The sequence below is a fragment of the Brasilonema angustatum genome (assembly GCF_059505445.1).
On sequence record NZ_JCACKO010000084.1, the window covers coordinates 1 to 6,552 of the forward strand.

The following is a 6,552-nucleotide window of genomic DNA, read 5'->3' on the forward strand; positions in this document are numbered from 1 at the left end:
GAGCAGGGAGCAGGGAGCAGGGAGCAGGGAGCAGGGAGCAGGGAGCAGGGAGCAGAGGAAGCAGGGGAGAATTACCAATTACCAATATCCTTTCGGTTGCAGGGTTATGTTGAGTTACAAGATATTACCTTTGGCTATAGCCGTGTGGACGATCCTTTGATTGAGAACTTTAGCCTAACTCTCAAGCCGGGACAACGAGTGGCGATCGTGGGGGGGAGTGGTTCTGGTAAGTCTACAATTGCTAAGCTAGTTTGCGGTTTATACGAACCTTGGTCTGGGGGAATTTGCTTTGATGGCGTACCGAGAACTCAGATTCCTCGCTCTGTTTTGGCGAATTCTTTGGCGATGGTAGAACAAGATATTTTTCTGTTTGGTGGGACGGTTCGGGAAAATCTTACCTTATGGGATTCAACAGTATCACAAACTGATTTGGTGCGAGCTTGCTCTGATGCAGTCATTCACGATTTAATTGAATCTATGCCTGGGGGATATGATACAAAGCTGATTGAAGGAGGAATGAACATCAGTGGTGGACAGCGCCAACGTTTAGAAATTGCTCGTGCAATGGTTCGGAATCCGGCGGTATTGGTTATGGATGAAGCGACTTCGGCGCTGGATGCTCAAACAGAATTGATTATTGATAGGAATTTGCGGCGACGTGGTTGTTCTTGTATTGTGATAGCGCACAGACTCAGTACGATTCGCGATTGTGATGAAATTATTGTACTGGAGCAGGGTAAAGTGGTGCAGCGGGGTACGCATGAAGAGTTATGGGACTCAGGGGGGAAATATGCTAGCTTGCTGCGTACTGAAGAATGATTCACCCAAGCCTGCTTTTTGGCGGGAGTTAACTTTTAGAAATCAACGAATTGTCTGAATCTCGACAAATAATCAGGACTTACGCAACTGGTACACAGGGTGACAGGTTGCGATCTTATGCATATCCTAGGTGGAAAGGGTAGAATCTGGTTACTTTGATCAGAGCGATAAGCCGAAGGCTTGACGCTCCGCGTATCGCCGTTAGTAGGAGGGGAGTGATTGGGGAAAGGGGCGGTCGCGATAGGAATAAGACGCCAGCTTGAAACGCAAGCAAAAACGCAACGCAAGCCATGTTTGGTGAGAGAATAAATTTGTCGCTGCTTGAATCGTAAATAATTTAGGACTTACGCACGCGCTACTAAAAACAGTGGGTTGCGATTGCTTCCCAGAGCAATACACGGCTGTAGAGACGTAGCATGCTACGTCTCTACATTATGCGTGGCAGTGTATATGATTCAAATGAAAACCGCTATATTTTACTCACTTGATGGCAAAATAGTGTCAGTCATTATCCATCAATTCTTTGAGGTGAAAATTAGTCGCTACAGGTAGAGAACATCCTTCAGTATTATCAGTCAGAGAGCAAATAGCATTTGTCGTTGTTTCAAAACAATTTGACAACCCAATTGTTTTTAACAATCCGGAACGTTCTAATAGTTGTTTGACTTGGGGTTGTAAACCTGTGAGAATTAAGCGGCAATTGTGGCGTTCCAAGTCGTGGTAAATATCTTCTAGGGCTACTAATCCAGTGGTATCCATATCTGGCACAAATCGCAACCGCAGAATTAAATACTTCACTTCTGGTTGATCTCGGACAAAGGTAACAAACCTTTCCGCAGCACCAAAAAATACCGGACCATCTACCCGATAAACAGCAATTTCTTTGCCTAATTCCAGAGGAGTACCTGGGGGAAACACTTCAGTTTCAGGTACTTTGACAAGGCTCAAATTGCTCATCCGCTTGATAAACAACGCCCCGGCTGCAATTAATCCCACCTCAACCGCTAGAACCAAGTCAAACAAGATTGTTACCAACCAGGTAAGAATCATGACACCAAAGTCGGAGTAGGTAGCATGTATCAATAAGCCAATGGCTTTCCATTCAATCATCCGCACACTAACCACCATCAAAATGCCAGCAAGTGCTGCTAAGGGTACTTGCGCCGCCAAGGGTGCTAAAGTTAACACAATAATGGCTAAGGCAACACCGTGAATGACGCCAGAAAGTCGGGTTTTCCCGCCAGAACGGACATTGATAACAGTACGAGCGATCGCACCTGTTGCGGGGATGCCACCAAAAAATGGAAGAATAATATTTGCCAAGCCTTGACCAATTAATTCGCGATCGCTATTGTGTTTCTCACTCACCGTCATACCATCAGCCACCACCGCCGACAGCAATGATTCAATACTTCCCAGTGCAGCCAAAGCCAAAGCCGGATTAATTAGTTCTCGAATCAGGCTAAAATTATTCCAGTGAGGAATACCTTGGGGCATGGGTAAAGATTGAGGAATGGCTCCAATTGTTGGCACATGCAAATGAAAATAATAAGCGATCGCTGTCGCCAACACTAACCCCACTAAAGAACCTGGTATTGTAGTATTAACCTTGGACCACAAAACCGTGGTTGCAATCACCAGCATTGCCAGTACAACTGCTGCCCAGTTTGCAGCTTCTACATGAGTTACAGTTTGCCAAAGTCCCGGCAAAAAATGTTCGCTACGCGGCAGTTGTAAACCAAAGAAATTATTTAGTTGACCACAAAAAATAATCACGGCAATACCATTAGTAAAGCCTGCCGTCACTGGATAAGGAATAAACTTTACTAGCCGTCCAAGTTTGGCAACCCCCAAGGCAATCTGGATAATCCCAGCCATTACCCCAGCAATCCAAACTTTCTCAATGCCGTACTTAGCGACAATTCCCACCAAGATGACAGCCATTGCACCCGTAGGTCCTGTAATCTGTACCGGCGAACCCCCAAAGATTGCTGCTACAATTCCCGCCACAATAGCGGTGTAAAGTCCCGCCTTTGGTTCTACTCCACTTGCCACCGCAAAGGCTAAAGCCAAAGGCAAGGCTACCACAGCTGCTGTCAGTCCTCCCGTCAAATCGCCGCGCAGTCCACTAAACCAGCGACTCAGACGCAAAAGCTGTGGTTCTTCGAGGATATCAGAAATTGCCATATTGTCCGTTTCAACTCTCATACACAATTTATTGATGCACAGGTGTTATTCCATTCTTTCCAATGCCTTGCAGCAAGAAGTTTGCACAGGTTTTTTGGAGTATTTCCTGCCTTTTTTGCCCTTTGGCTTTAATAACTGCTTAATTTGCTGCATAGCTAAAGGAGACGGCTTGACACGTCTATTTATCCAACTATTTCCTGTCGGGTATGTCAGTCCCAAAAATGCTACAAATTATTCCTGAGTCAGCGCTGTTTGTGTGCCAGGTTGACCAATTAGTTGCCCAACTTGTGTCTGGTCAATGACTAACTCTTTTTTTACATTCATCTAGTAAATCCCTGCTAATTGATGTAGCAAGTGATATATCGCTATTTATAGTAGTTGTGTTTTTTATAACCGTCATTAGTAAAATTTTACTGTTTATCTAAAAGGTATAAAACATAAGTTTCTTCATTTTTTGAATCAAAAAACCTTGATACACATAGGGTTCATATCGTTGTCATAACCTAGAAGATTGTACCTTAACTCAATTTTTAGAAATCATTTTGGAGTGCTATATGTAATAATTGATTCGGACACTCTTTAAGTAGAAATCACAGATTTTGGAGGATTTTATGAGTCATCCCTTTGAGCTAGAACTATCTGACCTGAAAGCGATTGAGCTAGATTTTGAAGAGCAATTGACAGATGAAGAAGCTCAAAACATTCATGGCGGATCTCAAGCTACGACTAATTACGTCACTGCTACTGTGGGTGAGGCAGCAGAAGAGGGTGGCGGTCATGTTGCTACGACTCATTACATTACTGCCAAAAAGGGTGAAGCAGCAGAAGAGGGTGGTGGTCCGCACTACTAGGAAGACAGCTTGATGATTGCGCTTTCATCTAGAAGTGTACATCCTGTTATCATCTTATGGCGAAAGCAGATTTATTTCATTAAGAAGTAGCTGCTTGTTAAGCTCATTCTCAAACAAGAGCGGTAATGTTCCCAGCTTATCTACTCAACTGTTACCCCTTTGTATAGTGATGAATATCCTCATCTTAGGTAATTCTTTTGATGCCCATGCTTCACATGTGAAAGATGCCCTCAGACAAGCGGGTGCAGTAGTAGATTACTTGGATACTCGTTTATTCCCTACTCAGATACAAATTTCTTGGCAGCCCAATACTCAGGCTGGATGTTTTACTCTGCCAGGGGGACGTCAGTTAAATCTTGACGACATATCAAGCGTTTATTGGCGGAGTTTCTCTGCTCCTTACATTCCATCCTTGCAGCAGTCGGAACGGCAACAAATTGCTTTCAGTGATGCAATGAGTGTACTGCGCACAATGCTCCAAGCGACACCAGTTTTCTGGGTGAATTCCTGGCAAGCTTACCAATTCCACAAGGAAAAACCTTTACAACTCAACTCAGTTAGGCTTCTTGGAGTCGAAATTCCCACCACATTAATTAGCAATAACCCAGAGCAAGTTATTGAATTCTGTAAAAGACAGTCAAAGACAATTTTTAAGCCAGTGTACGGTGGAACACATACTCAGCTGGTTACAGACAAACATTTAGAACTTGAGCGACTGAATTTGGCGTTACGCCTTTCTCCGGTAACTTTCCAAGAGTATATTCCTGGTACTAATATCCGCACCTATGTAATTGGCGACGAGATATATTCTGCAGAAATTCGCAGTCATTCTCTAGACTTTCGTGAAGATTCACAAGCACAGTTGATTCCTGTGAATTTGCCTGAAGCTATTGAGCAACAGTGTCTAGCTATTACTAAAGCATTGATGTTAGAGTGGACGGCGATTGACTGGCGTTTAAAACCAACAGGTGAATACGTATTTCTAGAAGCTAATCCCAGTCCGATGTTTATACATTTTGAGCAACAAACTGGCTTTGGAATCACTCAAAGTTTAGTTAAGCTTTTGTTAAAAACGTCTAAGAACTGAAGTCGTATGTTGTGAAATATCTTTTTGTTTACCCTCAAATGGATCTTGCATCACAGCCGTCACCAAATCCAAGATTTTTGAAGCTTTCTGAAAGTCTTGCTTAAAGCACCAATTCTTATCTTCTTTGAATTTAGAGCTAAAACCAGGAGTGCGATTCACTACAACTGGCTTAATTTCCTCAGCTTGGGCTTTCTTTTTCTTCTTCTTGTTCAATCCCCAACTCCTGCTGAAGTTCTGCGATAGTTTGAGGTTGAATCTTTCCTGTTTTTGACTCTTCTATTGCATCCAGTAAGTGACGTGCATTTGCAGGCGATGTCTAACGACAAGCCGCTGCGCGTCTACGCAAAAGATAAACCGTTTCAACCAAACTCACTAAATCTGACTCAGCAATCAAGGCTACATTTTCGCTATCACGACGATTGATGATATACACTTGATGATTTTCTACGACTTGGTCTAACAGCTTAAAAAAGTCATTTCTGGCATCGGTTGGGGATGTGATTTTGTAGGGTAGCATCGATTTATGTACAAACTTCTGTACATATATTCTAAATGGTCAATCATGTTGCTGACAACTTCCAAAAAAAAGAATCTTTGATGGGACACTTTCGTCCGCACTCTTGCGCCCCTTAACCCAAACCAAAACCAGCTAGCAAGTCTTACTAGGGAAGTAAGCTGCTAGCTGGTCAACCTTTCTTGGGTAATTCAAAGTTTAAAATTCAAAATCAAAAAACACTTATCATCTTAAGTTTTAAACATTTTAAGTTTTAAACATTGAATTTGAGCGGAAGCGCAAGTGTATCCAATATAAAGGAGGTGGAGAAAATTGTAAATCAGTTTACCACCAAAGCATTGAGCGTTGTGATCAAGGTAATACGGTATAATTGCATGGTACTTTTTCCCCCTTCCTCAAACGGTACTGCCTTAAACTAACCCACCTAACGAACCTCCAACACTTACAATAAGATTCTTTCCTAGATTATTTAAATTATTTCCGTTATTTAAAACACCTATTCCATCTCCTGGATTATTACTTGCTATATCTCCAACATTTACTAATGATCCACCACCACCAGAAATTGCCATTAAATCAGCATCATTTAGTTCGTCTTGCAATTCCCAATTTACAGATGCTAATGCGTTGGTTGCGGTTTCAATTGCGTTAAGTGCGTTCATTTTTTTAACCTCAAGTTTTGTGTGTTTTGACTTTATATTTTAAACGTTGAATTTGAGCGTAAGCGTGAGTGCTAGGTATCGAAGGTAAAAGAGGTGGAGAAAGTTGTCGATAAATTTACTACCGAAGCATTAAGCGTTGTGATCGGCGTTATACGCTATAATTGCATACTACCTTCTCCTCCTCCCCCAAACGGAAGTAACTACCTTATAACCCCCCTAAAACACTTACAATAAGATTTTTTCCTAAATTATTTAAATTATCTCCATTACTTAAAACACCTATTCCATCTCCTCCATTATTACTTGCTATATCTCCAACATTTACTAGTGATCCACCACCACCAGAAATTGCCATTAAATCAGCATCATTTAGTTCATCTTGCAATTCCCAATTTACAGATGCTAATGCGTTGGTTGCGGTTTCAATTGCGT

The 6,552-nt window shown here is 42.2% G+C and carries 7 protein-coding genes and 1 pseudogene; 3 read left to right on the forward strand and 5 right to left on the reverse strand.

Features of this window, described 5'->3' with window-relative positions:
• Positions 1-819, forward strand: an 819-nt coding sequence (locus tag AC5JM2_RS15440; protein ID WP_495835758.1) for an ATP-binding cassette domain-containing protein, incomplete at its 5' end; no start/stop codon positions are given.
• A 501-nt stretch (positions 820-1,320) separates the two neighbouring features.
• Here AC5JM2_RS15440 and AC5JM2_RS15445 read toward each other — a convergent pair.
• Entirely contained in the window at positions 1,321-3,006 is a 1,686-nt protein-coding gene (locus tag AC5JM2_RS15445) for a SulP family inorganic anion transporter (protein WP_495835772.1), read from the reverse strand.
• Positions 3,007-3,617: 611 nt separating this feature from the next.
• Here AC5JM2_RS15445 and AC5JM2_RS15450 point away from each other — a divergent pair.
• Both AC5JM2_RS15450 and AC5JM2_RS15455 read left to right on the forward strand, forming a co-directional pair.
• The gene (locus AC5JM2_RS15450; protein WP_495835759.1) at positions 3,618-3,857 is read left to right on the forward strand and encodes a hypothetical protein; all 240 of its coding nucleotides are present in this window, start codon (positions 3,618-3,620) and stop codon (positions 3,855-3,857) included.
• Between the two features lie 169 nt (positions 3,858-4,026).
• Positions 4,027-4,944: an ATP-grasp domain-containing protein gene (locus AC5JM2_RS15455; RefSeq protein ID WP_495835760.1), complete on the forward strand. Its 918-nt coding sequence runs from the start codon at positions 4,027-4,029 to the stop codon at positions 4,942-4,944.
• On the opposite strand, the gene AC5JM2_RS15460 is transcribed toward AC5JM2_RS15455, so the two are convergent.
• The 4 genes and pseudogenes from AC5JM2_RS15460 to AC5JM2_RS15475 form a co-directional block, all read right to left on the reverse strand.
• The gene (locus AC5JM2_RS15460) at positions 4,924-5,157 is read right to left on the reverse strand and encodes a type II toxin-antitoxin system RelE/ParE family toxin (RefSeq protein WP_495835761.1); all 234 of its coding nucleotides are present in this window, start codon (positions 5,155-5,157) and stop codon (positions 4,924-4,926) included. The two genes, AC5JM2_RS15455 and AC5JM2_RS15460, sit on opposite strands and share 21 nt — an antisense overlap.
• A pseudogene (locus AC5JM2_RS15465) lies at positions 5,123-5,461 on the reverse strand (type II toxin-antitoxin system Phd/YefM family antitoxin). The gene AC5JM2_RS15460 and the pseudogene AC5JM2_RS15465 overlap by 35 nt, the downstream one beginning before the upstream one ends.
• Before the next feature lie 407 nt (positions 5,462-5,868).
• Positions 5,869-6,120 carry a hypothetical protein gene (locus tag AC5JM2_RS15470; protein ID WP_495835762.1) on the reverse strand — a complete coding sequence of 84 codons (252 nt, stop codon included), beginning with the start codon at positions 6,118-6,120 and terminating at the stop codon, positions 5,869-5,871.
• Positions 6,121-6,325: 205 nt separating this feature from the next.
• The coding region (locus tag AC5JM2_RS15475; protein ID WP_495835763.1) for a hypothetical protein at positions 6,326-6,552 on the reverse strand (227 nt) is incomplete at its 5' end.

Bases quoted from the DNA above. Each gene is read 5' to 3' on its own strand.
- AC5JM2_RS15445 (WP_495835772.1), bottom strand. From the start codon at position 3,006: ATGGCAATTTCTGATATCCTCGAAGAACCACAGCTTTTGCGTCTGAGT.
- AC5JM2_RS15450 (WP_495835759.1), top strand. From the start codon at position 3,618: ATGAGTCATCCCTTTGAGCTAGAACTATCTGACCTGAAAGCGATTGAG.
- AC5JM2_RS15455 (WP_495835760.1), top strand. From the start codon at position 4,027: ATGAATATCCTCATCTTAGGTAATTCTTTTGATGCCCATGCTTCACAT.
- AC5JM2_RS15470 (WP_495835762.1), bottom strand. From the start codon at position 6,120: ATGAACGCACTTAACGCAATTGAAACCGCAACCAACGCATTAGCATCT.